Annotated in this window: 26 protein-coding genes; 15 read left to right on the top strand and 11 right to left on the bottom strand. The window is 59.2% G+C overall.

What is annotated here, in order from left to right; all coding sequences use genetic code 11:
- Window positions 1-31: 31 nt before the first annotated feature.
- The 4 genes from frr to rpsB all read right to left on the bottom strand — a co-directional run bounded on the left by frr (window position 32) and on the right by rpsB (window position 3,205).
- Complete coding sequence (frr, locus tag AB5Y70_RS13845; RefSeq protein WP_010673406.1) at window positions 32-589, bottom strand: ribosome recycling factor; 558 nt, start codon at window positions 587-589, stop codon at window positions 32-34.
- A 95-nt stretch (window positions 590-684) separates the two neighbouring features.
- Window positions 685-1,419, bottom strand: a complete 735-nt coding sequence (gene pyrH, locus AB5Y70_RS13840; protein WP_010673405.1) for a UMP kinase — start codon at window positions 1,417-1,419, stop codon at window positions 685-687.
- A 71-nt stretch (window positions 1,420-1,490) separates the two neighbouring features.
- Window positions 1,491-2,372 carry a translation elongation factor Ts gene (tsf, locus tag AB5Y70_RS13835; protein ID WP_010673404.1) on the bottom strand — a complete coding sequence of 294 codons (882 nt, stop codon included), beginning with the start codon at window positions 2,370-2,372 and terminating at the stop codon, window positions 1,491-1,493.
- A 104-nt stretch (window positions 2,373-2,476) separates the two neighbouring features.
- Window positions 2,477-3,205: a 30S ribosomal protein S2 gene (gene rpsB / locus AB5Y70_RS13830; RefSeq protein WP_010673403.1), complete on the bottom strand. Its 729-nt coding sequence runs from the start codon at window positions 3,203-3,205 to the stop codon at window positions 2,477-2,479.
- A gap of 358 nt (window positions 3,206-3,563) precedes the next feature.
- Between rpsB and map the strand changes: the two genes are divergently transcribed.
- The 4 genes from map to AB5Y70_RS13810 all read left to right on the top strand — a co-directional run bounded on the left by map (window position 3,564) and on the right by AB5Y70_RS13810 (window position 8,723).
- A complete protein-coding gene (gene map, locus AB5Y70_RS13825; protein WP_043152303.1) occupies window positions 3,564-4,352 on the top strand; it encodes a type I methionyl aminopeptidase in 789 nt (262 codons plus the stop codon).
- A gap of 64 nt (window positions 4,353-4,416) precedes the next feature.
- Window positions 4,417-7,059, top strand: coding sequence for a bifunctional uridylyltransferase/uridylyl-removing protein GlnD (gene glnD / locus AB5Y70_RS13820; RefSeq protein WP_043152301.1), 2,643 nt, complete (start codon window positions 4,417-4,419; stop codon window positions 7,057-7,059).
- Between the two features lie 178 nt (window positions 7,060-7,237).
- Window positions 7,238-8,065 carry a 2,3,4,5-tetrahydropyridine-2,6-dicarboxylate N-succinyltransferase gene (dapD, locus tag AB5Y70_RS13815; RefSeq protein ID WP_010673400.1) on the top strand — a complete coding sequence of 276 codons (828 nt, stop codon included), beginning with the start codon at window positions 7,238-7,240 and terminating at the stop codon, window positions 8,063-8,065.
- Window positions 8,066-8,339: 274 nt separating this feature from the next.
- Entirely contained in the window at window positions 8,340-8,723 is a 384-nt protein-coding gene (locus tag AB5Y70_RS13810) for a DUF3461 family protein (RefSeq protein ID WP_290433699.1), read from the top strand.
- A 164-nt stretch (window positions 8,724-8,887) separates the two neighbouring features.
- On the opposite strand, the gene ptsG is transcribed toward AB5Y70_RS13810, so the two are convergent.
- The 3 genes from ptsG to AB5Y70_RS13795 form a co-directional block, all read right to left on the bottom strand.
- Entirely contained in the window at window positions 8,888-10,321 is a 1,434-nt protein-coding gene (gene ptsG, locus AB5Y70_RS13805) for a PTS glucose transporter subunit IIBC (RefSeq protein ID WP_290433700.1), read from the bottom strand.
- Between the two features lie 428 nt (window positions 10,322-10,749).
- On the bottom strand, window positions 10,750-11,733 hold the full coding sequence (locus tag AB5Y70_RS13800; RefSeq protein ID WP_235656264.1) for a MalM family protein: 984 nt from the start codon (window positions 11,731-11,733) through the stop codon (window positions 10,750-10,752).
- Window positions 11,734-11,810: 77 nt separating this feature from the next.
- Entirely contained in the window at window positions 11,811-13,064 is a 1,254-nt protein-coding gene (locus AB5Y70_RS13795; RefSeq protein WP_111896780.1) for a maltoporin, read from the bottom strand.
- Window positions 13,065-13,379: 315 nt separating this feature from the next.
- Here AB5Y70_RS13795 and AB5Y70_RS13790 point away from each other — a divergent pair, with 315 nt between their 5' ends.
- A complete protein-coding gene (locus tag AB5Y70_RS13790) occupies window positions 13,380-13,520 on the top strand; it encodes a hypothetical protein (RefSeq protein WP_010673395.1) in 141 nt (46 codons plus the stop codon).
- A 71-nt stretch (window positions 13,521-13,591) separates the two neighbouring features.
- On the opposite strand, the gene AB5Y70_RS13785 is transcribed toward AB5Y70_RS13790, so the two are convergent.
- The 3 genes from AB5Y70_RS13785 to AB5Y70_RS13775 all read right to left on the bottom strand — a co-directional run bounded on the left by AB5Y70_RS13785 (window position 13,592) and on the right by AB5Y70_RS13775 (window position 15,327).
- Window positions 13,592-14,032 (bottom strand): flavodoxin, encoded by a 441-nt coding sequence (locus AB5Y70_RS13785; RefSeq protein ID WP_368176069.1) that lies wholly within the window; start codon window positions 14,030-14,032, stop codon window positions 13,592-13,594.
- Between the two features lie 183 nt (window positions 14,033-14,215).
- Window positions 14,216-14,995, bottom strand: coding sequence for a tRNA pseudouridine(65) synthase TruC (gene truC / locus AB5Y70_RS13780; protein ID WP_010673393.1), 780 nt, complete (start codon window positions 14,993-14,995; stop codon window positions 14,216-14,218).
- A complete protein-coding gene (locus AB5Y70_RS13775; RefSeq protein ID WP_010673392.1) occupies window positions 14,992-15,327 on the bottom strand; it encodes a YqcC family protein in 336 nt (111 codons plus the stop codon). The genes truC and AB5Y70_RS13775 overlap by 4 nt, the downstream gene beginning before the upstream one ends.
- Before the next feature lie 197 nt (window positions 15,328-15,524).
- Between AB5Y70_RS13775 and AB5Y70_RS13770 the strand changes: the two genes are divergently transcribed.
- The 5 genes from AB5Y70_RS13770 (at window position 15,525) to AB5Y70_RS13750 (ending at window position 18,473) form a co-directional block, all read left to right on the top strand.
- A complete protein-coding gene (locus AB5Y70_RS13770) occupies window positions 15,525-16,553 on the top strand; it encodes a DUF3549 family protein (RefSeq protein WP_039039422.1) in 1,029 nt (342 codons plus the stop codon).
- A 68-nt stretch (window positions 16,554-16,621) separates the two neighbouring features.
- Entirely contained in the window at window positions 16,622-16,918 is a 297-nt protein-coding gene (locus AB5Y70_RS13765) for a DUF3301 domain-containing protein (protein WP_039039421.1), read from the top strand.
- A gap of 59 nt (window positions 16,919-16,977) precedes the next feature.
- A complete protein-coding gene (locus AB5Y70_RS13760) occupies window positions 16,978-17,214 on the top strand; it encodes a DUF2789 domain-containing protein (RefSeq protein ID WP_042877865.1) in 237 nt (78 codons plus the stop codon).
- A 158-nt stretch (window positions 17,215-17,372) separates the two neighbouring features.
- The gene (locus AB5Y70_RS13755; RefSeq protein WP_045523590.1) at window positions 17,373-17,678 is read left to right on the top strand and encodes a DNA-binding protein; all 306 of its coding nucleotides are present in this window, start codon (window positions 17,373-17,375) and stop codon (window positions 17,676-17,678) included.
- Window positions 17,679-17,687: 9 nt separating this feature from the next.
- On the top strand, window positions 17,688-18,473 hold the full coding sequence (locus tag AB5Y70_RS13750; RefSeq protein WP_103261456.1) for a Zn-ribbon-containing protein: 786 nt from the start codon (window positions 17,688-17,690) through the stop codon (window positions 18,471-18,473).
- A gap of 73 nt (window positions 18,474-18,546) precedes the next feature.
- Here AB5Y70_RS13750 and syd read toward each other — a convergent pair whose 3' ends face one another.
- A complete protein-coding gene (gene syd / locus AB5Y70_RS13745) occupies window positions 18,547-19,095 on the bottom strand; it encodes a SecY-interacting protein (RefSeq protein WP_010673386.1) in 549 nt (182 codons plus the stop codon).
- Window positions 19,096-19,200: 105 nt separating this feature from the next.
- Here syd and queF point away from each other — a divergent pair, with 105 nt between their 5' ends.
- The 5 genes from queF to xni all read left to right on the top strand — a co-directional run bounded on the left by queF (window position 19,201) and on the right by xni (window position 26,555).
- Window positions 19,201-20,049 (top strand): NADPH-dependent 7-cyano-7-deazaguanine reductase QueF, encoded by an 849-nt coding sequence (gene queF / locus AB5Y70_RS13740; protein ID WP_043152474.1) that lies wholly within the window; start codon window positions 19,201-19,203, stop codon window positions 20,047-20,049.
- Between the two features lie 116 nt (window positions 20,050-20,165).
- Complete coding sequence (locus AB5Y70_RS13735) at window positions 20,166-22,436, top strand: hypothetical protein (RefSeq protein WP_290434019.1); 2,271 nt, start codon at window positions 20,166-20,168, stop codon at window positions 22,434-22,436.
- An 85-nt stretch (window positions 22,437-22,521) separates the two neighbouring features.
- Window positions 22,522-24,123 carry a diguanylate cyclase gene (locus tag AB5Y70_RS13730; protein WP_043152479.1) on the top strand — a complete coding sequence of 534 codons (1,602 nt, stop codon included), beginning with the start codon at window positions 22,522-22,524 and terminating at the stop codon, window positions 24,121-24,123.
- 158 nt (window positions 24,124-24,281) lie between these two features.
- Entirely contained in the window at window positions 24,282-25,637 is a 1,356-nt protein-coding gene (gene ppnN / locus AB5Y70_RS13725) for a nucleotide 5'-monophosphate nucleosidase PpnN (RefSeq protein ID WP_010673382.1), read from the top strand.
- Window positions 25,638-25,757: 120 nt separating this feature from the next.
- Window positions 25,758-26,555 (top strand): flap endonuclease Xni, encoded by a 798-nt coding sequence (gene xni, locus AB5Y70_RS13720; RefSeq protein ID WP_124813281.1) that lies wholly within the window; start codon window positions 25,758-25,760, stop codon window positions 26,553-26,555.
- Window positions 26,556-26,635 lie beyond the last annotated feature (80 nt).

The following is a 26,635-nucleotide window of genomic DNA, read 5'->3' as shown; positions in this document are numbered from 1 at the left end:
ACACGGCGCTCGTAATATACCTGTCGGAGGCTTAGATTTCCATTAGCTCCTTTTCCTTCACAACCAGGGCGTCATCCACCAGCTTGATGAAGGTATCGGTCAGCTTCTGGATCTCTTCCTGGGCGCGACGGTCGTCGTCTTCGGAGATCTCTTTCTCTTTCAGCAGGGCTTTCAGGTCGGCGTTGGCATCGCGACGGATGTTGCGAATGGCAACCCGGGCACCTTCGGCTTCGGCACGGACGATCTTGGTCAGATCACGGCGACGCTCTTCGGTCAGCGGCGGCAGCGGCACGCGCAGAGTCTGGCCGTTGCTGGACGGGTTCAGGCCCAGATCGGAGGTCAGGATGGCTTTTTCCACCGCCTGGATCATGGAGCGATCGAAGATGGAGATGGAGAGAGTACGGGCATCTTCTGCCACCACGTTGGCCAACTGCTTCAGAGGAGTGGCAGCACCGTAATACTCCACCTGGATGCCGTCGAGCAGGCTCGGGTGAGCACGGCCGGTACGGATCTTGGACATCTGGGTCTTCAGCGACTCTACGCTTTTGCCCATGCGGTCCTTGGCGTCGTTTTTAATCTCGTTGATCACAGTGGTTTTCCTTTTGGCGAACGAGCCGACGGGCGGCTCGTATCTATCTTGTTGACTGGCGTAATGGACAAGCGAGCCTAGGGCTCACACTTGCCTTACTTGCTGGCCTGGTGGATCAGGGTACCTTCCGGCTCACCCATGATCACGCGGCGCAGCGCGCCCGGTTTGTTCATGTTGAACACCCGGATCGGCAGATCGTGGTCGCGGGCCAGGGTAAAAGCAGCAAGATCCATCACTTTGAGTTCTTTTTCAAGAACTTCATCATAACTCAGTTCCTGATAGAGCACGGCATCCGGGTTCTTGACCGGGTCATCGGTGAACACGCCATCGACCTTGGTGGCTTTCAGCACGACGTCGGCTTCGATCTCGATACCGCGCAGGCAGGCTGCCGAGTCGGTGGTAAAGAAGGGGTTGCCGGTACCGGCAGAGAAGATCACCACCTTGCCGGCGCGCAGCTGGCTGATGGCTTCGGCCCAGCTGTAGGAGTCGCAGACCCCTTGCAGGGAGATGGCCGACATCAGGCGGGCATTCACATAAGCACGATGCAGGGCATCACGCATGGCCAGGCCGTTCATGACGGTCGCCAGCATGCCCATGTGGTCACCCACCACGCGATTCATGCCTGCCTTGGCAAGGCCGGCACCACGGAACAGGTTGCCGCCACCGATGACCAGACCGACCTGAACACCCAGCTCAACCAGCTCTTTGATCTCTTGGGCCATCCGTTCCAGCACCGCCGGATCAATGCCGAAACCCTCGGATCCTTGCAGGGCTTCACCACTCAACTTCAGAAGAACACGTCTGTATGCAGGCTTGGGATTGGTACTCATGTCACTGATTCCTGGTCATATAAAGACCGCGACATAAGTCGCGGTCTGGGGAAACGGAAAAACCGGTTCGATTAGGCCTTCTGAGCGGCCGCGATCTGGGCTGCTACTTCAGCAGCGAAGTCGGTCTCTTGCTTCTCGATGCCTTCGCCCACTTCGAAACGGGTGAAGGAAACAACGTCAGCGCCTTCTTTCTTCAGCAGCTCGGCAACGGTCATGGAAGGATCTTTCACGAACGGTTGACCAGTCAGGGAAACCTCACCGGTGAACTTCTTCATGCGGCCTTCAACCATCTTCTCGGCGATCTCTTTCGGCTTGCCGGAGTTGATGGCGATGTCGATCTGGATTTCGCGCTCTTTGGCAACGACTTCGGCAGACACGTCTTCCGGTTTGACGAATTGCGGGCTGTTGGCAGCAACGTGCATGGCCAGATCTTTGGCCAGCTCGTCGGTACCGCCAACCAGCTTGGTGATAACACCGATGCGGGAGCCGTGAACGTAGGTGCCCAGGTTGTCACCTTCAACCAGCATCACGCGACGCAGGTTCATGTTCTCACCGATCTTGGCGATCAGGTTGGTGATGGTCAGCTCGACGGACTCGCCGTTGCCGAAGTCGGCGGCTTTCAGCGCGTCAACGTCAGCGATTTTCTGGGTGGCAGCGATCTCGACGATCTTCTGACCCATGGCCAGGAAACCGGCATCCTTGGAAACGAAGTCAGTCTCGCAGTTCAGCTCGATCATGACGGCAACGTTGCCTTCGGTACGGGCGAAGATCACACCTTCAGCGGCGATACGGCCAGCTTTCTTGGCGGCCTTGGCCTGACCGGATTTACGCATGTTCTCGATAGCCAGCTCGATATCACCGTTGGCTTCTTCCAGCGCTTTTTTGCAATCCATCATGCCAGCGGCGGTGCGCTCGCGCAGTTCTTTTACCAGGGCGGCAGAAATGTTTGCCATGTCCAGTATCCTCGGTCTTGAATTGACAAGAAACAGGGGCCACAAGGGCCCCTGCTAACCAATTACATCAGCTTGGTTAATAAGGGCTTTTCAGTCCTTATCAATTACTCAGCTTCAACGAAGCCATCTTGTTCGGCTTGAACAACGATGTCCTGCTCGCGGGCTTCCAGAACGGTGTCAGCAGCAGCGTTCAGGTACAGCTGTACGGCACGGATAGCGTCGTCGTTACCCGGGATGACATAGTCAACGCCGTCCGGGTTGGAGTTGGTATCAACGATGGAAACTACCGGGATACCCAGGTTGTTGGCTTCTTTGATAGCGATGTGCTCGTGGTCGGCATCGACAACGAACAGAACGTCAGGCAGGCCGCCCATGTTCTTGATACCACCCAGGCTCTTCTCCAGCTTTTCCATTTCGCGAGTACGCATCAGCGCCTCTTTCTTGGTCAGCTTGTCGAAGGTACCGTCTTCGCTCTGGGTTTCCAGATCTTTCAGGCGCTTGATGGACTGACGAACAGTTTTCCAGTTGGTCAGCATGCCGCCCAGCCAGCGGTGGTTAACATAGAACTGGTCGCAACGCTCAGCGGCTTCTTTGACGGCTTCAGACGCGGCACGCTTGGTACCTACGAACAGTACCTTGCCTTTCTTGGCAGCTACGGAGCTGATGAAGTTCATGGCATCGTCAAACATCGGAACGGTTTTTTCCAGGTTGATGATGTGAACTTTGCTGCGGGCGCCGAAGATGTAGGACTTCATTTTCGGGTTCCAGTAACGAGTCTGGTGACCGAAGTGAACGCCGGCTTGCAGCATGTCGCGCATAGAAACTTTAGCCATTTTATACCTCTGTATTGGGGTTAGGCCTCCACACATCCCATATAACCGACCCGTTAAGGCACCCCGGCATATGTGTCGATGTGTGTGTGTTGTTGAGTAAGGGTGATGGTATGAGGACACGAGTTCCCCATTCCGGCGCGCTTTATACCATAACTTTGGTCATGACACCACCAGCCCGGGTGCTAAAAATGGATCCCGGACCATGGTGCGACCGCCTGATGACGTTGCGATGACGATCACACTGGAAGTAAACGGGGGTTGGGGATAAAATTTCGCCCTGATTGCAAACGCATCTATTTTTCATTACCTGGTTGTTGGGCATCGGCAGGATGCGCAATCAGGCCCCAAGAGAGATCCCATGTCCATTAAAATCAAGACACCGGAAGAGATTGAAAAAATGCGTGTCGCCGGCCAGCTGGCCGCCGACGTGCTGGTCATGATCGCCCCCCACGTCAAGGCGGGCGTCACCACAGACGAACTGAATACCCTCTGCCACGACTACATCGTCGACGTGCAGCAGGCCATCCCCGCGCCGCTCAATTACCACGGCTTCCCCAAGTCCATCTGCACCTCGGTGAACGATGTCATCTGCCATGGCATCCCGAACCACAAGAAGCTGCGGGAAGGGGACATCATCAATCTGGACATCACCGTCATCAAGGATGGTTATCACGGCGATACCTCCGCCATGTTCATCGTGGGCCAGACCACCCCCCTGCGCCGCCAGCTCTGCAAGGTGGCCCAGGATAGCCTCTATGCCGCCATCAAGCGGGTGCGCCCGGGCATGTGCATCACCGAGATCGGCGCCGTCATCCAGCCCATCGTCGAGCAGGCCGGCTTCTCCGTGGTACGCGACTACTGCGGCCATGGCATCGGTGCCGAGTTCCACGAAGAGCCGCAGATCCTGCACTACCGCAACGGCGGCAAGCTGGAGCTGAAAGCGGGCATGTGCTTCACCATCGAGCCCATGGTCAACAGCAAGAAGTACCACTGCAAGGTCAATCCGAAGGATGGCTGGACCGTGACCACCAAGGACGGCGGCGACTCCGCCCAATGGGAGCACACCCTGCTGGTGACCGAGGATGGCTGCGAGGTCCTGACCCTGCGCCCCGACGACACTATCGAGCGTTTTATCCACCACGTTTGACATTCAACCCCGGCCGCGCGCCGGGGTTGCTCTTTACCCGGCCCGACCGAGAGTGTGACATGCCATGGATGCCAGCCTGCTTTCTCCCCATCTGCTCCCAGACGATCAGCTCACCCGTGACAACTGCAAGGAGTATCTGAGCCGCTTTCTCGCCTGGCTGCATGAGCGCTTCGACGCCGGTGACAACATCATCGAACTGGTGGCCACCCGCTCCGAATACATGGACGCGCTGCTGACCAGGCTCTGGCACAAGTTCGGCTTCGACAGGACCGAGCTCACCCTGATCGCGGTAGGCGGCTATGGCCGCGGCGAACTCCATCCCCACTCCGATATCGACCTGCTGATCCTCTACGAAGGAGATGAACTGGACGAGGTGCTGGGGCTTCGCATCGGCGAGTTCATCACCCTCTTGTGGGATCTCAAGCTGGAGGTGGGCCAGGCGGTGCGCAACGTGGCCGAGTGCATCGAGCAGGGTCGCAACGACATCACGGTTGCCACCAACCTCATCGAGGCCCGTTACATCACGGGTCGCCTGGTGGGATTCGAGCAGTTGCAGGCGGCCACCCAGCCCCAGCACTTCTGGCCGAGCGAAGCCTTCTTTCGTGCCAAACGCGAAGAGCAGGCCCTGCGCCACCAGCAGTTTCTCGGCACCGCCTACAAGCTGGAGCCGGATCTCAAGAACAATCCCGGGGGTCTTCGCGACATCCAGACCCTGGCCTGGGTCGCCCGACGCCACTTCGGCGCCACCACCCTGTTCGAGATGACCAGCCACGGTTTTCTCAACCGGGCCGAGTACCGGGAGCTGCTCGACTGTCAGAATTTCCTGTGGAAGGTGCGCTTCGCCCTGCACATGGCCATCAACAAGGGGGACAACCGCCTCTTGTTCGACCGCCAGCGCACCGTGGCCCAGATGCTGGGGTTCGAGGGGGAAGGAAACGGCCCGGTCGAGCAGATGATGAAGCGCTTCTACCAGACGGTGCGACGGGTGGCCGAGCTCAACGAGATGCTGCTGCAACTCTTTGACGAGGCCATTCTTGGCAACACCGCCATGGACGTGCGCCGCATCAGCGACGAATTCCAGCTGCGCGGCCGCCTCATCGATGCGGTGGACTCCGAGCTGTTCGGCCGGGATCCTGCCGCCATCCTGCGACTCTTCTACCAGATAGCCCAGCACCCGGAGATTGCCGGCATCCACTCCGCCACCTTGCGCCAGTTGCGCGAGGCCAGACGCACCCTCAACTGCTGGCTGCAAGATCTACCCGAGTGCCGCCGTCTCTTCATGGCGCTCCTGCGCCACCCCAACGGCATCGGCCAGCCGCTCACCCTGATGCACAAGTACGGGATCCTCGCGGCCTACCTGCCCCAGTGGAACCTCATCGTCGGCCAGATGCAGTTCGACATGTTCCACGCCTACACGGTGGACGAGCACACCCATCGGCTGCTGCAGAACATCCATCGCTTCCCGAATCCAGCCAGCCGCCAGACTCACCCGCTCTGCCACGAGGTGTTCACCCAGTTGCGCAAGCCCGAGCTGCTCAGCATCGCCGCCCTCTTCCACGACATCGCCAAGGGCAGGCGTGGCGATCATTCCGAACTCGGGGCCGTGGATGCGCTGGAGTTCTGCCAGTTGCACGGGCTGGATCGCTACGAGAGCCGACTGGTCGCCTGGCTGGTGCGCCACCATCTGCTGATGTCGGTCACCGCCCAGCGCCGCGACATCTACGACCCGGACGTGGTCACCGACTTCGCCCAGAAGGTGCGGGATGAATTGCACCTCGACCTGCTCTATTGCCTGACCGTGGCCGACATCTGTGCCACCAACGACAGTCTGTGGAACGACTGGAAGGGCACACTGCTGCGCGAACTCTACTTCGCCACCCAAAAGGCCCTGCGCCAGGGGTTGGAAAACCCGCCGGACATGCGCCTCAAGATCCGTGAAAACCAGCGCCAGGCCAGGCAGATCCTGACCCAGCGCGAGGTGCCACAGGAGGCGGTCACCGCCCTCTGGAACGACTTCAAGGCCGATTACTTCCTGCGCCACAGCCCGGAGCAGATCGCCTGGCACTGCCGCAAGATCATCGCCCACGGTGACAACCCGGCCCCCCTGGTGCTCATCGGCAAGCATCCCATACGGGGCGGTAGCGAGGTGTTCATCTATTGCCGCGATACCCCCAACCTCTTTGCCACCGTGGCTTCGGCACTGGATCAGAAGAACCTCAGCATCCACGACGCCCAGATCATGAATTCGCGCAACGACTACGTGCTCGACACCTTCATCGTACTGGAACCGAACGGCGAGCCCATCAGCCCCAACCGTACCGCCACCATCAAGAAGGCGCTGGAGAAAGCCCTTCAGGAGCCGGGCAAGCTGGTGCTGCGCAGCAAGCCCCTGTCCAGACGCCACCGCCAGTTCAGCGTGCCGACCAGGGTGGTCTTCCTGCCCCACAAGGGGGAAAACCGCCACACCCTGCTGGAGCTGACGGCCCTGGACACTCCGGGCCTATTGGCCCGTATCGGTGCCGTGTTCCAGCAGTGCGGCCTCTCCCTCCATGCCGCCAAGATCACCACCATCGGTGAGCGGGTGGAGGACTTCTTCAGCCTCACCACCCTGGCCGGAGAGCCGCTGAACCCGGAGGAGCAGCAAGCCCTCGAGGAGAGGCTGGTCAATCAGCTCAACCCCCAGGAACCGCTTGGCGAGAGCGCCTGACACGCTCGGATGAAGCCTCGAAAGAGGCTTTTTGACGTATTGATTCCTCAATCAGAACAAATGGTTGGACCACTCAAGTACAATAAATCGCCCTAATTCTGAAGAAATCGGCGAGAGCCCTTAAAAACGATTGGAAAAGTGTGATACAACAAACAGAATTTTATAAAGGAAACCTGTCATGACCCAGTTGCAACAGACCATCGAAGCGGCCTTCGAGCGCCGTGACTCCATCACCCCCGGCTCCGTCGATGCCGCCACCAAGGCCGCCATTCTGGAAGCCATCGACCTGCTGGACTCCGGCAAAGCCCGGGTTGCCGAGAAGATTGCCGGCGAGTGGGTCGTCCACCAGTGGCTGAAGAAGGCCGTGCTGCTCTCCTTCCGCATCAACGACAACGGCATCATCAAGGGCGACGATGCCCAGTACTACGACAAGGTTCCCCTGAAGTTCTCCAACTACACCGAAGAGCAGTTCAAGGCTGCCGGTGTACGCGTCGTGCCGCCCGCGACCGCGCGCAAAGGCTCCTTCATCGCCCCGAACACCGTGCTGATGCCCTCCTACGTCAACATCGGCGCCTTCGTCGATGAAGGCACCATGGTCGACACCTGGGCCACCGTGGGCTCCTGCGCCCAGATCGGCAAGAATGTGCACCTCTCCGGCGGCGTCGGCATCGGCGGCGTACTGGAGCCACTGCAGGCCAACCCGACCATCATCGAAGACAACTGCTTCATCGGTGCCCGTTCCGAGGTGGTTGAAGGGGTGATCGTCGAGGAGGGCTCCGTCATCTCCATGGGGGTCTTCATCGGCCAGTCCACCCGCATCTATGACCGCGAAACCGGTGAAATCCACTACGGCCGCGTCCCGGCCGGCTCCGTGGTCGTTTCCGGCTCCCTGCCCTCCAAGTGCGGCAAGTACAGCCTCTACGCCGCCGTCATCGTCAAGAAGGTGGATGCCAAGACCCGCGCCAAGGTCGGCATCAACGCCCTGCTGCGCTCCATCGACGAGTAATCCACGCCGATGTCATCAAGGGCACCTCTGGTGCCCTTTTTCATGCCCGCTCTCATGGGTGGACGCCAACTCCCCTGCCCCACCAGCACTGCACCCCCCATGAGACGATACCGCTTATGGCAGTGCTGACAAGGCGTTCACCCCTCCCCCTTGGCTCGCTGATTAAAAAAGACCTTTTTGACACCAATTTGAATTTGGCGCGCCTGTCACAGGCAAGGCGTCCGGACTCGGGTAAGATAGAGGGGTCAGGATCGTTTCAAACCAAGGAAGCCCGATGTACGAGAATCTCAAAAGCCTGGGGATCCAGGAACCCACCTCGGTGGACAGCTACACCCTGCGCCAGGAAGCCAACCACGACATCCTCAAGATCTATTTCAAGAAGCAGAAGGGTGAATTCTTCGCCAAGAGCGTCAAATTCAAATACCCTCGCCAGCGCAAGAGCATGCTGGTCGACTCGGGGACCCATGAGTACAAAGATGTCACCGAGATCAACGCCAACCTCAAATACGTGGTGGATGAGCTGGACAATCTGACCCAGGGCGGCCAGCCTTCCGCCGATCCGGACATCAAGCAGAAAATACTGCGCGACTTGCGTCATCTGGAAAAAGTGGTGCAGAACAAGATCAGCGAGATAGAACGGGATCTCGAAAAGCTTTAAGCCGGTCTGATGCAGCAAAGGCGCCCAGGGGCGCCTTATTTCATTGGATCACACCATGCTGGCGCCGCTAGGAAAGCCCCCGCACATGTCCCGCCACCAAACGCAACCCAGCAAAAAGGGAGGCTTGCGCCTCCCTTTTCGGAACTCGGATATCGGAGCGACAATCAGTTGCTCTTCATCCAGATGTCCATTTCAGTTTTCAGGTTGTCGGACTTGGTGCCGAAGATGGCTTGTACACCGGAACCCGCCACCACCACACCGGCGGCGCCCAGCTTCTTCAGACCAGCCTGGTCAACCTTGGCCACATCCTTCACACCGACACGCAGACGGGTGATGCAGGCGTCAAGAGAGGCGATGTTCTCTTTGCCACCGAAGGCGGAGACCAGTGCAGCAGACATCTCGTCCTTGCTTTGACCGGCAGAGGACTCTTGGGCAGCTTCGTCTTCACGACCCGGGGTTTTCAGGTTCATGGCACGGATGACCACGGTGAAGACCACGTAGTAGATGACTGCGTAGACCAGGCCCAGACCCACCAGCAGCAGCATGTTGTCGGCACGCGGAGATTGCACCACGAAGTCGATGAAGCCGTTGGAGAAGGTGTGACCGTGAACGACACCCAGCATGTTGGTCAGCACGTATGCCAGACCGGCCAGCAAAGCGTGGATGGCGTACAGTACCGGGGCCACGAACAGGAAGGAGAATTCGATAGGCTCGGTGATACCGGTCAGGAAGGAGGTCAGGGCGGCAGAGGCCATGATACCGACGATCTTGGCACGGTTTTCCGGCTTGGCAGCGTGTGCGATGGCAAACGCAGCGGCAGGCAGACCGAACATCTTGAACAGGTAACCACCGGCCAGCTGACCGAAGCCGTTACCGGCAGCACGGGACGCATCGTCAGCGGTCAGGAAGCAGGTCATGATGCCGTGCACGGTTTCACCGGCGGCGTTGACACAGGTACCCGCCTGGTAGAAGAAAGGCACGTTCCAGATGTGGTGCAGACCGAACGGGATCAGGGAGCGCTCAACCACGCCGTAGATACCGAAGGCCAGGACCGGGTTCTGGTTGGCAGCCCAGTCGGAGAAGGCACCGATGGCACCACCGATCGGCGGCCAGATGACGGACAGGATCACGCCCAGACCGATGGAGACGAAACCGGTGATGATGGGCACGGCACGCTTGCCTGCGAAGAAGCCGAGGTACTCGGGCAGCTGGATCTTGTAGAAGCGGTTGAACGCCCAGGCGGCAACGCCACCGGCGAGGATACCGCCCAGCACACCGGTATCGATGCTCTCGACACCCATCACAGGGGCCATCACCTTCAGGGTGGCGACCATGATGCCGTAGCCGACGATGGCGGACAGGCCGGATACACCGTCGTTATTGGTGAAGCCGAGAGCGACGCCCACGGCAAACAGCAGAGCCATCTGGCCGAAGACGGAACCACCGGCCTGCTCCATCAGTTGGGAGACGATTTCCGGCAGCCAGCTGAAGTGGGCAGCCCCCACCCCCAGCAGAATACCTGCTACGGGCAAGACCGATACAGGCAGCATCAGCGCCTTACCGACCTTTTGCAGATTAGAGAATGCATTTTTTAACATGTGTGCGCTCCTGAATGGATTTTTTTCCGACAACGCCCCCGTACAGTTTATGGATGACCACCTGCTTCATCCGCGATTGTACTGGAGCGTTTCCCGGGTTGCTTATTTTGACCACCAGAATATAACCCAGCAGATATGGAAATGCCTCTACCGAGGACAAGGGAATAATAAATTTGGAGGAGAGATCACAAGATAATAAATAAGCAGGAAGGGTGTAATCTTGAATATTATTTCGCGTTGTTATAGCAATACCGCAAAAAGAAAAAAACCACTTCAAAATAAATCAATGAGAAACAAAATAATGCACAGAGAAACCCAATGTAACTAAATGTAACCAACCACTGCTTTATATTATCAAGTCTACCGATTTAAAAGGCCTCCAACAAGGGAGGCCTCCAACAAATAGCAATTTAAATAAGTCAGGAGATTTAGTTCTTTTGTGACCGTTTCACCGCATCAATAAAGACGGATTTCGCCTTGGTTGACCCGGCACGTTCCGCTTCATTCACCAGTTGCATCGCCTTGTCGATATCCCCGGCCTTCACCGCCTTCTCGATCTGGGTGTTGTAGAAGCTCTCGGTCTCGCTCAGCATGGCGGGAGCCGTTTTGGCTGCAGTCAAAGTGGTAGCTGTCGCTGCAGGCACAACCAGTTTGTTCGGTGTCGGATCCACAATCGGCGCATTGGCGTCGATTGCTTCCTGGTAAACCGGTTTATAGAAATTATCCCCCGACTTGCTCGCGCTCATGTCTTCTACTTCAAGCGTGAGCACGCCCCATGCGGAGTGAGGTATTAACGGATCCTTGGCACCATAATCCTGCACACTCAGGGACTTGGCCATCATCTTGGAAGGGCTCATGGCTTGCGTGGTCTGACTCAGGGCTGCCTGAGTGGTATAGACAACCATGTAGGTTTCGTTGTTTGGGTTACCTACATAGGAACGATCGATGGTAAAGACGCCCTCTACCCGATCCCCATCCAACATGCGTGCAGGCTTGTAGGTGATGATGTTGGAACTTATGGTTCGGGTCGACTTGAACTGGGAGTCCAGCAGCAACACCGTGGGGTTGAACAAGGTCTTATCGATCAAGCCTGCTATGGTAATTTTGAGATCACCGGAATTACTTGGTAACTTGAAAGCGGCAAAGTAGCTCTTCCCTTCCGGGAAGGTGAACACTGGAGAGTTGCCATCAATCGCCACAATACGCTTCTGGTCAGCTATCAGCGGCTGATACTTCAAACCACTAAGACTGCTACAGCACACTGTTGCGGCGCCAAGCTGCTGTAATGCACTGGCACGACTGTCGAGGATACTCTTGTACTCCTGAGTAGGAGCGACAGTTTCCTCAAGAGATGCACATGCAGTCATCAAAGTGGAACACAAAACCGTCAACGCTACCTTGGTATATTTCATCTGCAAGCCCTACACGCCATCTTGAAAAAAAGAGCCCCCGACAAGCGGGGGCGACTCGGTATCAGGTGATGGTGAGATTACCACCAAGCTTCCGCTTGTACACCAAAGTTCCAAGCATCATCTTGCTTGACCCCGTTGCTATCCGCACGGAAGGCTTCATCTTGCTGAACATAGGAGGCAAAGACTCGAATTTCAGGACGAGCCCAGAAGCCAGACCCCGCAGACCAAGCTTGTGCCAGAGTGAACTTGCTACCATCAGTAGAAGTTTCACTTGCGCCTTTCTTGGTTTCATGATCCTTGAAATAGCCCACTTCAGCGATAGTCTTCATGACATCAGTCCATTTGTACATCGGACGAACGACTACAGAGAACGTATCCTTGTCGTCATACTGAGTTCCCCACTCAGTGAAGTCGCTTGCCTGTGCATAAATCAGTTGATGGCCAAACTCAACCTTCTCGCCAACAGGCAAGACACCCCAGTTGATCAGGCGGAAGCCATCACCGCTGCTGGAGTTAGACTGCAAGCCACTACCAGAGCCGGCACCATAGCTAACGCCTTGAGCCGCGAGACCATCAATGAAGTACTGAACGACAGTCTTGTTGAAGCCGCCCAGCATGGATTGAGTGAGCTCAGCGGTCAACATGTGGCCATCGTTGATATTCGGGTTCAGCTGATCTTGCTCGTCGGTCGGGTTAGCCATTGCAAAGTCATAGCCGACTTCCAATGTCGCATCTGTCCACAGCGGAATGCCAGCATAACGAATATCAAAAACGTTAGTGTCAATAGTGTCATTGCTACCGGTCACAGCTTCCCACGGATCGTTACGAGTAACAGCGACAGAAAGCTTGCCAGGACCAACTGCAATGTTTTCTACACCAGCACCAGCACCGGACACATCCCAGTAGTAAGTATCGGAAATATGGATGTCATGGCGCTGATAGAAACGCTTGCCAGCCCACACGGTTTCATTGCCACCAAACAGATTTTTGGCCTGAACGTTGAACTGACGAAGTGCAAACTCTGCATTATCACCATTAGTGCTTTCCCAGTCACGGCTCTGGAAATTGCTCTTCATAGTGAACATTGAATCAACATAGAAGGTCTGATTGTTTTTGTTGTACACCTCTTGACCCAACTGCACTTCACCATAGGTATCTTTTTCGTTACCCAGACGACCAACTTTGTTTTTGCTGACATCTGTCTGCATGTCACCGTTATCGGAAACACCGACACCGGAACGCATGTAGCCGTGGAAATCAACGGCGAAGGCGGCTTGGGAAGCCAGGGCTGCGGTAACTGCTGCAGCGATCGGGAGCCACTTTGCTTTCATTTTCATTTTCCTTATTCCCGCTGAGAGGAGTGTGATCCTGATATTCAAGTTCTTATCACCGGAAAAACGTTTTGGTGATAACCGAGGTCGATTATAGGTACCCAAATTCCCTGCAAACATGAGCTGATTCACAAAACGATGACAAATCGCACGCCACCCACAACCACAACAACAACAGGTCAATAAATTTGCATTTGTTGGCACCAATCACCCACGAAAAGCACAAAAAAGAAAAACAATAACCAAAGAAAGCGCTTTCAAATATTAATTCGCGACGAGAGTTAAGTGATAAATCCGTGTCGCAGTAGCAAAAACATGACTGAAATCGCTTTCAATGCGGAACTTTTAATTTTTCAATTTGTCGTGGGTGATGATGAATATGGCCAACCGGTTATCATCATTGGCGAGAAAAATAACCGGACGAAAGAGAGGATATATTTGGGGGCTGAGGCGTGACGCCCCAAAAATAAAACACCCCCGTCAGCACACTCACGGAGGTGAATTTATTCTCGGGGAGAAGGGTCTGGCTACAGTCTATTTTCCCAGGTTTTCAACCAGGCCAGCGCTGCCACTTCAGGCTCATCTTCTACCGTCGCATCGATTTCCAGGCGCACAACCAGTGGCTCGGCAGCCAGCTCCTGCAACAGAGCATCCAGCGTTCGCCCCGCTCCGCAGAAGTGTTCATAGCTGCTGTCTCCCATGGCGATGAGGGCATAGCGCCACCCCTTCATATAAGGAGCACGATCGGCCAGGGCACTGGCAAAGGGCTGCAAATTGGGCGGTATATCCCCCTGCCCCGTGGTGGCGGTCACGATGAGCAGAACGCGGGAGGCATCGATGTCGGTCAGCGCCGCGTCATCGAAGATCTGGCAGACATGGCCATTGGCTTGCAGGTGGTCACAGAGGGTCTCGGCCACCAGCATGGCAGAGCCGTAGACGGTGCCGACCAGGATGTCGATCTCGGCCATCAGCGACTCCTCAGGGACAGATATTGGACCCGGCAAGACCGGGATGGGTAGGAAGAGCCCCCTGAACAGGCGGGGGGCACGCGATTGCGCAGGCGATATCTCGTTGAGCCATAAGTCATTCCTCTGACGTACCTGGGCTACAGCATGCCACAGCCCGGTCAGAGGCAACAGATGGAAAGAGGCTCAGGCGCCGTAGTCTTGCTCGCTGGCAGGCCAGCCCAGACGGGCGAACAGACCCAGCACCTCGGGGCCCAGGGGCGCCTGGATCCGCATCGGCACCTTGAGCACCGGATGCTCGAAGCTCAGACGGTGCGCGATCAGCAGCAGGCGGTCGCACCCGTAATGCTCGCGAAAGAAGCGGTTGTGCCGGCCATCCCCGTGGGTGGTATCACCAACGATGGGGTGGAACAGGTGATCCAGATGGCGGCGCAGCTGGTGCTTGCGCCCCGTCTTGGGAAAGAGGCGGACCAGGCTGTAGCGACTGGTGGGATGCTTCTTGGAGACGGCGAAGGGCAACTCGACCTGATGCAGACGACGAAACGCGGTCACCGCCTCCTGGGCGGGGCGATCCGGGTCGCTGAAGGCATCGGCAATCTTGTCCAGCTGCTCCTTGAGCGGATAGTCGATGAGCCCCTCTTCGGGGGCCCATCCCCGCACCAGTGCCAGGTACTCCTTGTGGACCTGACGGGCAGCAAAGGCCTCGGTCAGGGTGCGGGCCACGGCAGGATCGAGAGCAAACAGCAGCACACCCGAAGTGGGCCTGTCCAGTCGGTGCACGGGGTAGACATGACGACCCCCGATCAGATCCCGGGTCATCTGCATGGCGAAACGGGTTTCGGCCTTGTCGAGCCAACTGCGGTGCACCAGGAGACCGGACGGTTTGTTCACCGCCACCAGCCAGTCATCCTGATAGAGCAGAGTTGGCTGCAAGGCATCCGCTGTCCGGGTCTGCTCGTCCATCATTGTTCGACCACTTTGCCGGAGAGCAGCAGATCGAAACGGGCGATCAGACGAAGCAGGGCCTCGACCTCCGCCAGCTCCTCTTTATAGACCTCACTTGCCATGGGATAGAGGGAGACGCTGGTCGGCAGCGGAGCCTGCAGCAGCACCAGTTGCTCCATACGCGGGATCAGCACGAACTGCAGCCATTGATCGAAACTCAGGGTATCGACACAAAACGGCAGCTCGCTTGCCAGCGCCTCGCTCCCCGGATGGTCGGCTTGCCAGCGTTCCAGACGTTGCAACTCGGCAGTCAGCTCTCCCAGCAGACCGGCAACCAGCAGATATTGATTCATCTCGCTCACTTCCTCATCGCGGGCCCGGTCTGCGACGGGGCCCCACTCAATACGGCCATCAAAAAGGGGCGCTACTATACACCGACCCCGCAATGGCTGCCATGTTACCGTCACCTTCATACCCTGCATCACCGCCTCTGGCTATCTGGTGCAGCCCCCTTATAATCGCCCGCATTATCTTCAAGCGGGATCTCTTCATGTCTTCCATCAACACCCTGACCGAGTTTCTGACCCAGGCCGATACCCAGTTCCAGCTGTTCGATCTGGGCCGCCAGGTGCGCCCGCTCCCCAGCGACCTCTTCGTGCGCATCGAGCAGCAGCAGGAGCCCTACCCCTGGCCGTTACAGCAGCACGCCTGGCTCGGCGTGCACTTCTTCCAGCCAACCGAATCTAGGCACTACCTCTGGTTCCTCAAGTTCGCCCTCGATGAACGCGGCCTGCTCATCTCCAGCGGCCCCAAGCATTTCATGGATCAGGTGGTAGAGACTCTGGGCTACAAGCTCACCGGTGAACTGGACGAAGAGAAGGCCCAGCGTCTGGCGGACAACCCCTACACCTTCCGTCCGGCCGAGGCCAAGATGGCCAGTGTGCACGCCAAGCTGGCCCGCCAGCTGGAACAAGCCCCTTCCGCTTACTACGAGGCCCTCTGCCACTATCTGGCGGCGCCGGGGGAAGAGGGGTGGCAGGCACTGGGACTGCAAGGGTTTGCAGATCTCGCGGAGCGGCTGCAGGTTGAACGCAACCTGGCACTGGTCTGCAAGGCCTTGCCCATGCTGCCGCAGGCCCCTCTTTACGCCCTGTGCCAGAGCCTGGAGAACGCCCCCCTGCCCCCTGCCCTGCAAGGCGCATTGCTGGAGCGCATCGGCAAGGAGCAGGAGTGCGCCGAGCCTGACCCCGAAACCCTGGCCTATCTGTGCCGGGCACTGGCCTCCTGCCCGGGCAACGGACTGCGCACCAACAAGCTGTTGACCCTGCTGCAAACCCGGCCAAGTCCCTCCCTGCTCCTCGCCATCGCTGGCCGCCTCTGGCCCGATCTGAAACACCCCGAACTGCTCGGCCTGTTTCTGGAGCAGCTCGCCCTGCAACCCACCCAGTTCTTCAACCAGGTATTTGCCGAGCTCGTCACGCTACCGGCCTTGCGCAATGATATGCTGGCAAAACTGCGTGACCCCGAACGCAGCGAGGCCTTGGGTCTGGCCATCGGTCGCCTGTTCGCTGCCACCTAGGCCCGGCACGACGGCCCTGTTGCCTGGGGTGAACAGGGCCCCACACATATCACAGAAGGAACCCGCTGATGGGAGAAATGCTTGGGATCTTGCTGCTCGGCCTCGTTGGCTGGGCCTTCTGGCAACAGCGCCGCCAGGCGGAGCTGGCCTGGCAATACATGCGCCGCTACTGCCAGCACCACGACCTGCAACTGCTGTCGCTGGCGCGGACACACCGCGCCCTGGGGCACAAGCCCCTGCGCCTGCTCACCTACTACCAGTTCGAGTTCTCCAGCGACGGAGAGAGCCATTATCAGGGACAGCTCTGCATGCAGGGGCTGCATGTCGCCGGTGTCGAGCTGCCACCCCATCGTCTCCCCTCCTAGATTTGAGAGCACGGGGGCTGGCTATACTCTTCCACAGCCCCCTTCCAAGGAGTACCGACATGGAATTGCTCACCCATGACATGGCCGCCCTGTTTGCCCAGCTGGGGCTGGCCAGTGACGACATCAGCCAGCAGCGTTTTATCCGCAACCATCCCATCGATCGCCATACCCAGTTGCCCGACGCGCCGTTCTGGACGCCTTCCCAGGCAGGCTTTCTGCGCGATGCCCTCAGCCACGACGCCGACTGGGCGGAAGCCATCGACCAGCTGGATGTGATGCTGCGCCAGGGGACCTGATCCCCGCACTCCCGGCGGCCAGCGTTGGGTAGACGCGGAGCCGCCAATCCCCTCCCTCTCGCCACCCACGCCCTTCGCTCCGCTTTCCTGATGGACAGGCTTTGATTAAGCTCTGTGCCACTATCCACCCGCAGCAAGACGGCCGTGCAGGAGCCAAGATGTCAGCCCAAGAGATCATCCAGATAGCCAACGAACTCAGTGCCAGGGGGATCACCCCTTCTACCGCCATGGTCAAGGCCCGCCTCAGCCATCCCGTGCCCATGGCCGAGCTGCTCAAGGTGTTGAGCCAGTGGAAGCAACAACCCCAGCCCGCGTCGACAGCGCCCGCCCCCGCCAGTACCCCCGAGGCGCCCCCCTTGGCCACGGAAAGCGTCACTCTTCAGCAACTGAGCGAACAGCTCGCCCGGCTGGAGCAGAAGGTCGATCGCCTCACCGATCTGCTGCTCAACCAGAAGCCGGATTGACCCATCGCCATGTATATCCTCGAACTCACCTTTGAGTGCTACCGCGATACCTCCCTCGGGGAGGCCGAACGGGCCATCGTCCACTACCTCGACATGCTGCGCTATCAGGGTCAGATCCTGGGGCGGGAGTTTCCCACCAGCATGCACGAAGGCTATTTCGTCAGCCGGGTGGTCTGCCCGGAGCAGGACAGCCTGCACCCTGACAACCAGAGCGAGCTGGTCGCCCTTGCCGAGCAAGGTCTGCACCAGGCGGGCCTGCTCGCCCCCAAACTCCACCTGCAAGGGGCGGATCTGCTCTCGGACAGTACGGACCCGTGCGCAGAGCAGGGAGAGCGTCCCAGCTGGATGCTGCTCTACACCAGCTTCCTGCACAGTTGCTCTCCCCTGCGCTGTGGCGATCACTTCGCCCCCATCCCGCTCTATCGGCTGCCCGCCGTCGCCAACGGTGACCACAAGCAGATCATCAAGTGGCAGGAAGATTGGGAGGCCTGCGATCAGTTGCAGATGAACGGCTCCATCGCCGAACACGCCGCCCTGCACGAAATCGGCGAGGTGGGCAGCCGCCTTCATCGCCGGGGCAGCGATCTCGCCAGACGGCTGGAGCTCCTGAGCAGCATTCCCACCTATTACTATCTCTACCGGGTAGGCGGCCTGAGCGCCGCCGAAGAGCGGGCTCGCCCCTGCCCTGGCTGTGGTGGCCCATGGGCGCTGGCCGCCCCCCTGCACGAGATCTTCGACTTCAAGTGCGAGCCTTGCAGGCTGGTCTCCAACCTCTCCTGGGACTTCAAGGAGTAGGTGCCCACCGCGCACAATGGCGCATTAAAAAGAGAGGGCCTTGCCAGGTGGCAAGGCCCTCTCTTTTGGAGCATCACTGGGGCAAGGTTTCCAGTCGCGCCAGAAAGGCCGGCAACGAGGGGGCCAGCGTCAGGCGCCGTCCGGAGTCCAGCCACTCCAGCCACACCTGGCCGCTCTCGTTATCGAGGGACACCAGCGTCATCTCGTTGCGGGTCGTGGCAATGAAGAGTGAAGGGGATCGCTTCAACTTGCGCAGCATCAGCAGGTGGCCGATGAGGTTCTCCTTGAGCAGATCCAGATCGGCATCGTTCCACGGCAGGATGAGTTCGATGCGCAGCCCCTTGAAAGAGCAGGGCAGAGGGCGGCTGAACCAGTGGCCAAACAGGGCGATGGCGCTGGGATGCAGCGTCAGCTCCAGGGCGTTCGCCATGGCCGTGAAGTCGGCTGCCTGCTCCCGCTGGAACGGACGCCAGGCTACCCGACCCTCCCTGGGTTCATCCAGCTCGCAAGGAGAGCGCCAGTCGGCCTCCCAGTCACACAGGGGCAGCCCCCGCCTTCCTTCGCCATCGCGCTGCCAGCGTAAAAAGAACTGCTCCAGGGCAGACAGGACTTGATCCGACATCGATATTCCCCACAATAGCGGCCTCTGATGGCCGCAAGTACCTGATCGAAAAATCGGGCCATTGCACCATCAAACCCTTTATCAGACAAGCGTGAGCAAACCAGCATGAGCAAACAAGAGAGATACGCCGGCGCCAGTGCGCTGCAAGGCCTGAGCCTGGGGCAGCAGTCAGCCTACATCAGCCAGTACACCCCGAGTCTGCTGCAGCCCGTGCCACGCAGCCTGAACCGCGACGATCTTGGCCTGAGAGGTGAACTGCCCTTCCAGGGGAGCGACGTCTGGACCCTGTATGAACTCTCCTGGCTCAATGCCAAAGGCAAGCCCGTGGTTGCCATCGGGGAGGTCTTTGTGCCGGCCACCAGCCCGAATCTCATCGAGTCCAAGTCGTTCAAGCTTTACCTGAACTCCTTCAACCAGACCCGTTGCGACTCCCTGGAGGCGGTGCAAGCGCTGCTGGTTCAGGACCTGAGTGGCTGCGCTGGTGCCCCGGTGAGCGTCACCCTCTTCACCCTCGACCAGGCCACCCACCAGATAGCCCAGCTGCCCGGTGAGTGCATCGACAACCTGGATATCGAGGTGGATGGCTACGAGTTTGACGAGACCCTGCTGCAAGGGGCCGCCGGTCGCGAGATCGTGGAGGAGACCCTGCACAGCCACCTGCTCAAGTCCAACTGCCTAGTGACCAGCCAGCCGGACTGGGGATCCGTGGTGATCCACTATCGCGGCCCGCGCCTCGACCGGGAGAAGCTGTTGCGCTACCTCATCTCGTTCCGCCAGCACAACGAGTTCCACGAGCAGTGCATCGAGCGCATCTTTACCGATCTCAAACACTTCTGCGCCCCGGAACAACTGACCGTCCATGCCCGTTACACCCGCCGCGGCGGCCTGGACATCAACCCTTTCCGCAGCGACTGGGAGCCGGTTCCGGCGAACCTGCGCCTCATTCGCCAGTAATCACCGGCGCCGCCATCCTGCGGGCTGCGGCCCGCTGCGCATCACCTCAGTAAACTCTGGACGGGCGGGGGTGGGCTTGGATAACATGCCTGCACCTCCGTGCCGTTCTTAATCCAATGAATCAACTGTTTTTTCTGGCAATGATGATGTCCTCCTTGTCGGCTCCTGATCTGGATCTGGCCAAGGAGCAGTTGTCCATCGACCTGCAGCAGGCCCAGACCCTGGTGCTGACCGATCCCGCCAGATGTGCCCAGATTGCCACCTCCTTCCTCGAACGCACGGCCAACAATCCCAAGCAGATCATCAGCAACCGTCAGGAGTACGGCTATCGCGAGCCGATGCTGAACTACGGTACCGCCACCCAGACCACGGGCGCCTATCTGCTCAAGGGGGAGTGTCTGCAGCAGCTAGGGCAGTTCGCCCAGGCACAGGAGTCCTTCGAGCAGGGCATCGCCATGGCCGAGAAAGAGCAGCAGTTCGAGCTGCAGGCCCATGGGCTCTATCTGCTGGTTAGAAGCCGCAACCTGCAACAGCATACCCATGGCGCCGCGGCCCCCCTGCTCGACAAACTCGACAAACTGCTGGCCAATCCCGACCTCAAGGAGAGCCAGTTGCAGGTCTACAGCCGCCTGCTGCGCGTCAACGCCAGCATAGAGGAGCGGCAATTCGATCTCGCCAAGCAGCAGCTGGCCGAGACCCGCAAATGGGCGGATCACGCCAAACACCCTCTGGCCAGGGCCTGGACCAGCGCAGTGGGCGGGGATCTCTATCAGGCTCTGGGTCAGCCCCAGCTTGCACTGGGGGAGTACATCGAAGCACAACAGCAAGCCAAGCCCCTGCAGGATCCCCTCTTCCTCGGCCTGCTTTCGAACCAGATGGTCAGCCTCTATCAGGAAGAGCAGGAGCCACAAAAAGCGCTGCAATACGCCAGCGAGGCGGCCAACTATTTTCATGCCCTCGGCAATTCCTTCATGCTGAGCGACGCCCTGATCGTGCTCGCCCGTCTCAACCGGGATCAGGGCGAGATGAACATGGCGCTGGTCTATTTCTTCAATGCCCTCGACCTGCTGGACGAGAGCAGCAACCGTACCCGCATCGCCCATCTCAAGTTCGAGATAGGCAAGACCTACCTGCAGACCGGCAACCTCAACCTGGCGCGAAACTACCTGAACGCCGCACGCCAGTCCCATGAGCTGGGGGATGACAAGGAGTCGCTCATCGACACCCTGCTGTTGCTGGGAGAGCTGCACCTCAAGCAGCAGGAGGCGGGCATCGCCATCCTGCAGTTGGAGAACGCCCTCACCCTGGCCAACCGGATTGGGGACATCCGGCGCCAGTTCGAGATCTTCCGCCTGCTCTCCGTCGCCTATGAGCAGAAGGGTTACCTCCAGCAGGCCCTGGAGAGCTACAAGAATTACCACCAGCGCAGCGAACTGGTTCGCCAGCAACAGCTGGCGCTGGAGCAGGAGGCGGTGCGCGACAACTACGCCCAGGTGGAGCGTGTGCAACAGGTCAAGGAGCTGGAACAGCAACTCGACGTCAGCCAGCACCAGCAGGAGCGATACCTCTGGACCAGCGTCAGCACCGGGCTGCTGCTGGCACTCTTCATCTATCTGTTCTTCACCCTCTGGCTGAAACTGCGGGTCGCGCGCCTTCATGCCAAACAGCTAGGAGAGGCCCTGCTGGTAGAGCCGCGCAGCGGCCTGGCCAACTGGCAGCGACTGATGAGCCGCTGGCCGCGGGAGATGGCAAAGCGCCAGCAAAAATCCGAGCGCTGGTACCTGAGCGAACGCCCCACCAGCGAATTTGACGACAAGCTGCACTACCTGCTGTTCCGGGTTCCCTTCCTGATCAACAGCCTGGAGCAGCACGGCTATCAGGTCAGCCGCGAGATAGAGCAGGCCTTCGGCCGTTACGTCAACGAACTGACCCCGCAGGATGGCCGCATCTACGACCTGCGCGAAGGCCACCTGCTCTATGTGGTGCCCCAGCGCCACGTGGCCCAGTTGCATCAGCTGGCCCAGACCCTGCTCGACACCCTGGCTGCCTTCCCCTGCGAGCACCAGCTGGACAGGCGCATCAGCCTCGGCATCGTCAGTCATCCCTTCCTGCCCAAGGCGGCCATGGCCCTCGATCACCACGGCCTGTTCGATCTCTGCTACCTGGCCCTCTCGGGTGCCATTCAGCTCAGCGAAAAATGCCAGCAGAGCGTCTGGCTTGAGCTGGCCGCCATCGATTGCCAGCAGGCCGCATTTTTTAACGGAGATGTGTGGCAATGCTGCTTGATGGCAATTGACAAGGGACTGGTAAAAGTAAATTCTTCTCATGAAAAGCAATGGGTTAACTGGCTTGCGCTTTCACGGACGAAGGTTGTGGACAATCCGTGACAAAAAGGTACTCAACGGGGTCTTTGATTGGCTTTCTGTTGCTGGACGAAACAAAAACGATAATGACAACAGGGCGACCTGAAGAATGAATGATATGGCTGCCGTAACAGGACAACTGGCAAGACTCAGGGAATCCCTCCAGCAGAAACAGCAGGAGCTTGACGGCATGGCGAGCTTCTCCGATGCCGAACGCACCCGCAGTATCCAGTTCATCGGCAAGTTGATGCAAGCCTGTCGCGGCCACGATCGCGAGCTCGACAACCGGCTCGCCAAGCTCAAGCAGAAACTTGAAGGCAACCCTCCGCTCACCTCCATCGATGCCGATCTGATCGCCATCGAGAAGCTGTTGCAGCAGCACAGCCACACCATGGAAGAGTCCATCAGCCTGACCCGGGCAGCCATCGATCTCGGCAGCAAACAGCTCAAAACCATCAAGGGGTTTCCGGAAGATACCCGCCGCGCCCTCAAGGAGTTTCTCGCCAGCCCGGAGAGTTACGGCATCGGCGATCACCAGAAGAAGGTGATCCGGCTGCTGGAGTTCTACCAACAGGCGATCAAGATCCAGCTGCTGCCGCGCAAACCGCTGATCCCCCCTTCGGCGGAGATCCCCACCGAGCTCTCCAGCCCGGCCCCTACCGACTCCTTTGACATCAAGGCACATGCCCAGATTTCAGACGAGTTGCAGCGTCTCATCACCGAGCTCGACTTTGCCGGCGCCGTGGGCGAGAGCCTCGCAGACATCCGCCGCCAGTTGCTCGGGGGCATCACCCCTGCCCTGCTGGCCGAAGTCTGCCTGCAGATCATCGAACTCATCATCGAGGGTACCCGGGAAGAGCGCAAAGCCTCCCAGGCGTTTCTCAGCACCCTGAACGAGAGTCTCTCCTCGGTCCATTACAGCTTTACCGAATCCCTGGATGAAGGGCGGGCGCTGCAAAATGCCGCCCATCTCAGCGGACAGGCGCTGGAGCGGGAACTCGCCGCCATCGATCGCGCCATGGCAGCCCATGACTCGCCACAGATACTCAGGGGCGCCATTTCTGGGCATCTGGACACCATCCGCCGGCTGCAGCAGGAGCGGGAGGAGATGGCCAACCGCGAGCGCCACCTGCTCACCCACCTCTCCAACATGGAAGCCAAGCTCAGGTTGATGAAGGACGAGACCGCCGAGTACAAGAAGCGGCTCAGCATCCAGAAACACAAGCTCTTCCTCGACAGCCTGACCCAGGTACACAACCGGGCGGCCCTGGACGAGCGGCTCGAGCTCGAATACAAACGCTGGCTACGCTATGGCACCCCCCTGTGCCTGGCCATCATCGACATCGACCACTTCAAGCACATCAATGACAATTACGGCCACATGGCCGGCGACAAGGCATTGAAGGTGGTTGCCAAGGCCCTGCAGAACGCCTTGCGCGACACCGACTTCATCGCCCGCTTTGGCGGTGAGGAGTTCGTGGTCCTGCTGCCGAACATCAATCCGGACAAGTACCAGAAGCCGCTGGAGAACCTGCGTCAGACCATCAAGAGCATCCCGTTCCGCTTTCGCGATGCCAGGGTCGAGATCACCATCTCCATCGGTGCCACCCTGTTTCGGACCGGCGACCATACCACGGATGCGTTCGAGCGCGCCGACAAGGCGCTTTACAGTTCCAAGCACTCCGGCCGGGATCAGGTCAATCTCGCCTGAATCCGCTTTGAGGGGCGGCTAAAAAAGCGGCAAACGCACAGTCCCCCTATTCCCCTGCCCACCCCCTTGCCTCTACTATCGAACCCGAGGGATGCCAAAGCATCCCGTTTTCTCCCCAGGGAAAGCACAACGATAACAAGCGAGTGAAAGGGGAAATTATGATTACACACATCAATCCCGTGGGCAGCATGGACCTGCTGTCCCAGCTCGAGGTGGATCGCCTCAAGCAGACGGCCTCCAGCGATATCTATCAACTGTTTCGCAACTGCTCGCTGGCGGTCCTCAACTCCGGCAGCCATACCGACAGTTCCAAAGAGATACTGGAACGTTTCAAATCCTTCGATATTCACGTGATCCGGCGCGAGCGCGGGGTCAAGCTCGAGCTGTTCAACGCCCCCGAGCACGCCTTCGTCGACGGCGAGATCATCCGCGGCATCCAGGAGCACCTGTTCTCCGTGCTGCGGGACATTCTCTATGTGTCGACCCAGCTCGAGTCCAATCGTCTGGTCAACCTGACCAGCTCCACCCATATCTCCAATGTGGTGTTCGCCATCCTGCGCAACGCCAAGGCGATCCTGCCCGGCGCCGATCCCAACCTGGTGGTCTGCTGGGGCGGCCACTCCATCAACGAGGTGGAATACCAGTACACCCGGGCGGTGGGTAGCGAGCTGGGTCTGCGCGAGCTCAACATCTGTACCGGCTGCGGTCCGGGTGCCATGGAGGGCCCCATGAAGGGGGCCGCCGTCGGCCACGCCAAGCAGCGGGTGCGCAACGGCCGTTACATCGGTCTCACCGAGCCTTCCATCATCGCCGCCGAACCGCCGAACCCCATCGTCAACGAGCTGGTGATCCTGCCGGACATCGAGAAGCGGCTGGAAGCCTTCGTGCGTCTGGGTCACGGCATCATCATCTTCCCGGGCGGGGTCGGAACTGCCGAGGAGCTGCTCTACCTGCTCGGCATCATGATGCACCCGGCCAACGATCGCCAACCCATCCCCATCGTGCTGACCGGCCCGAAAGAGAGCGCCGACTACTTCCGCGCCATCGACGACTTCGTCAAGGCGACCCTGGGGGAAGCCGCCACCAGTCTCTACCGGATCATCATCGGCGATGCGCCCGAGGTGGCCCGCGTGATGAAGGAGGCGATGCCGAAGATCCGCGAATACCGCAAGTCGGTGGGAGATGCCTACTCCTTCAACTGGTCCCTGCGGATCGAGCCCGAGTTCCAGCTACCGTTCGAGCCGGATCACGCCAGCATGGCCAGCCTGGATCTGCATCGCAACCAGCCGCCCCAGCTGCTGGCAGCCAACCTGCGCCGCGCCTTCTCAGGCATCGTCGCAGGCAACGTCAAGGAAGGGGGCATCAGGGCCATCGAGAAGAAGGGTCCCTTCAAGCTGCACGGCGACAAGGAGCTGATGCACCTGATGGACAGGTTGCTGGAGAGCTTCGTCAAGCAGCAGCGCATGAAGCTGCCGGGCAGCCAGTACGTTCCCTGCTACGAGATAGTCAAATAGTCGGGACATCACAATGCACCGGAGGGGCCCATGGGTCCCTCTTTCATTGATGGTCTTCTACGGGGTTAGCAGGAGACGCCACCATTGTTACAATGGCTTCCCCGACGCCCGGAGTGCCCCATGCCACACCTGCTCATCATCGATGCCCTCAACCTCATCCGCCGACTGCACGCGGTGCAGAGCCAGCAGGGACTGACCCCAGCCCAGGCCCTGCTCGCCACCCGAGCCAACCTCATCAACACCTGCAAGAAGCTCCTGGCAGCCAGCGAGCCGACCCACGCCATCGCGGTCTTTGACGGTGAGGTCCACAGCTGGCGCAAGACGCTCTATCCCCCCTACAAGGAGGGCCGCCCCCCCATGCCGGATGAGCTGAGGGAAGGGCTTGCCGACCTGCAGGACGCCTTCTGGGAGTGCGGTGTGGATGCCCTGCTCTCCCAGACCGACGAGGCGGACGATCTCATCGCCACCCTGGCAAGCGGCATTGCCCAGCACGGCGCCAGCGCCACCATCATCTCCACCGACAAGGGGTTCTGCCAGCTCATCTGCCCGCAGATCCGGGTGCGGGATTACTTCAACAAACGCTGGCTGGATGCCGCCTTCGTCCAGCAGCAGTACGGCGTTACACCGACCCAGCTTGTGGACTTCTGGGCCCTGACCGGTATCAGCGGCTCCAACATCAAGGGGGTGCCCGGCATTGGCCCCAAGACCGCCACCCAGTTGCTGCAGCAATACGGGGACCTGGCTGCCATGCTGGAGGCCTGTGAGCGGGAGGAGGCCACCAGACCCCTGCTCAAGCTGCGCCAGCACCGGGAAGAGGCCCTGCTGGCCCAACGCCTGGTCCGGCTGCAGCACGATATCCCGCTCGGGTTCAACCTGCGGGAGATCCGCTACCCTCCCGTCCCTGATGCCGGGGCGTGATCCCCAGCACACCATTTCCCAAGACAGGCCGTACCTGTTGACATAAATGGGTAAAATGTAAAGAAACATGGAGGATGTGG

This window comes from Aeromonas sp. s1(2024) (genome assembly GCF_040908005.1).
Taxonomy (GTDB): Bacteria; Pseudomonadota; Gammaproteobacteria; order Enterobacterales; family Aeromonadaceae; genus Aeromonas; species Aeromonas caviae.
This window is presented reverse-complemented; position numbering and strand designations above follow the sequence as displayed.

Bases quoted from the DNA above. Each gene is read 5' to 3' on its own strand.
- AB5Y70_RS13755 (WP_045523590.1), top strand. From the start codon at position 17,373: ATGTCAGCCCAAGAGATCATCCAGATAGCCAACGAACTCAGTGCCAGG.
- AB5Y70_RS13730 (WP_043152479.1), top strand. From the start codon at position 22,522: ATGAATGATATGGCTGCCGTAACAGGACAACTGGCAAGACTCAGGGAA.
- queF (WP_043152474.1), top strand. From the start codon at position 19,201: ATGAGCAAACAAGAGAGATACGCCGGCGCCAGTGCGCTGCAAGGCCTG.
- pyrH (WP_010673405.1), bottom strand. From the start codon at position 1,419: ATGAGTACCAATCCCAAGCCTGCATACAGACGTGTTCTTCTGAAGTTG.
- AB5Y70_RS13765 (WP_039039421.1), top strand. From the start codon at position 16,622: ATGGGAGAAATGCTTGGGATCTTGCTGCTCGGCCTCGTTGGCTGGGCC.
- syd (WP_010673386.1), bottom strand. From the start codon at position 19,095: ATGTCGGATCAAGTCCTGTCTGCCCTGGAGCAGTTCTTTTTACGCTGG.
- AB5Y70_RS13775 (WP_010673392.1), bottom strand. From the start codon at position 15,327: ATGAATCAATATCTGCTGGTTGCCGGTCTGCTGGGAGAGCTGACTGCC.
- AB5Y70_RS13760 (WP_042877865.1), top strand. From the start codon at position 16,978: ATGGAATTGCTCACCCATGACATGGCCGCCCTGTTTGCCCAGCTGGGG.
- AB5Y70_RS13750 (WP_103261456.1), top strand. From the start codon at position 17,688: ATGTATATCCTCGAACTCACCTTTGAGTGCTACCGCGATACCTCCCTC.
- map (WP_043152303.1), top strand. From the start codon at position 3,564: ATGTCCATTAAAATCAAGACACCGGAAGAGATTGAAAAAATGCGTGTC.
- rpsB (WP_010673403.1), bottom strand. From the start codon at position 3,205: ATGGCTAAAGTTTCTATGCGCGACATGCTGCAAGCCGGCGTTCACTTC.
- AB5Y70_RS13810 (WP_290433699.1), top strand. From the start codon at position 8,340: ATGTACGAGAATCTCAAAAGCCTGGGGATCCAGGAACCCACCTCGGTG.
- truC (WP_010673393.1), bottom strand. From the start codon at position 14,995: ATGATGGACGAGCAGACCCGGACAGCGGATGCCTTGCAGCCAACTCTG.
- xni (WP_124813281.1), top strand. From the start codon at position 25,758: ATGCCACACCTGCTCATCATCGATGCCCTCAACCTCATCCGCCGACTG.
- AB5Y70_RS13770 (WP_039039422.1), top strand. From the start codon at position 15,525: ATGTCTTCCATCAACACCCTGACCGAGTTTCTGACCCAGGCCGATACC.
- AB5Y70_RS13800 (WP_235656264.1), bottom strand. From the start codon at position 11,733: ATGAAATATACCAAGGTAGCGTTGACGGTTTTGTGTTCCACTTTGATG.
- AB5Y70_RS13785 (WP_368176069.1), bottom strand. From the start codon at position 14,032: ATGGCCGAGATCGACATCCTGGTCGGCACCGTCTACGGCTCTGCCATG.
- ppnN (WP_010673382.1), top strand. From the start codon at position 24,282: ATGATTACACACATCAATCCCGTGGGCAGCATGGACCTGCTGTCCCAG.
- glnD (WP_043152301.1), top strand. From the start codon at position 4,417: ATGGATGCCAGCCTGCTTTCTCCCCATCTGCTCCCAGACGATCAGCTC.
- dapD (WP_010673400.1), top strand. From the start codon at position 7,238: ATGACCCAGTTGCAACAGACCATCGAAGCGGCCTTCGAGCGCCGTGAC.
- AB5Y70_RS13735 (WP_290434019.1), top strand. From the start codon at position 20,166: ATGAATCAACTGTTTTTTCTGGCAATGATGATGTCCTCCTTGTCGGCT.
- tsf (WP_010673404.1), bottom strand. From the start codon at position 2,372: ATGGCAAACATTTCTGCCGCCCTGGTAAAAGAACTGCGCGAGCGCACC.
- AB5Y70_RS13790 (WP_010673395.1), top strand. From the start codon at position 13,380: ATGACTGAAATCGCTTTCAATGCGGAACTTTTAATTTTTCAATTTGTC.
- ptsG (WP_290433700.1), bottom strand. From the start codon at position 10,321: ATGTTAAAAAATGCATTCTCTAATCTGCAAAAGGTCGGTAAGGCGCTG.
- AB5Y70_RS13795 (WP_111896780.1), bottom strand. From the start codon at position 13,064: ATGAAAGCAAAGTGGCTCCCGATCGCTGCAGCAGTTACCGCAGCCCTG.